Annotated in this window: 1 protein-coding gene; it reads right to left on the bottom strand. The window is 68.3% G+C overall.

Annotated elements, in window-relative coordinates:
• Window positions 1-583: AMP-binding protein (locus tag O6P37_RS28410; RefSeq protein ID WP_269897215.1), on the bottom strand; the 583-nt coding region annotated here is incomplete at both ends.

The raw sequence follows: 583 nt of genomic DNA, 5'->3' as shown, positions 1-583 counted from the left end.
GGTCAACCCCGACCGGCCCACATAGCCGACCGCAACACCGCGACCCGCCACATACAACTCACCGACCACCCCGGCAGGCACCCGCCGCAACCACGAATCCAGCACGAACAACGCCGCGCCGGGGACCGGCGAGCCGATCGGCACCATTGAACCCGGTGTGAGCGCCGCACTGATCGCCACACACATGGTGGTCTCGGTCGGACCGTACGCATTGACCATCACCCGACCCGGCGCCCACCGCGTCACCACCTCGGCCGGACACGCCTCACCGACGACGACCAGCGCCGACGACGTGAGGTGTTCCGGTGAGAGCATCGCCACGGCCGACGGGGTCTGGGTCAGCACGCTGACGCCTTCGTCGACCAGCAGGTACTGGAAGTCTTCGGGTGAGCCCGTCACGATCTCGGGAACGACGACCAGACGGCCGCCCCGCAGCAGCGCGCCGAAGATCTCCCACACCGACACGTCGAACGCCAGTGAATGACAGAAAGCCCACACCCCCGCCGCCGGCAGCCCCGCGTCCAGGGACTCCATCAACTCGGTCACGTTGGCGTGGGTGACCGCAACACCTTTGGGCACCCCC

This window comes from Mycobacterium hippophais (assembly GCF_027529605.1).
In the GTDB taxonomy this organism is placed as follows: domain Bacteria; phylum Actinomycetota; class Actinomycetes; order Mycobacteriales; family Mycobacteriaceae; genus Mycobacterium; species Mycobacterium arseniciresistens.
Note: the sequence above shows the minus strand (reverse complement) of the source record. Positions and strands in the feature narration are given on the sequence as shown.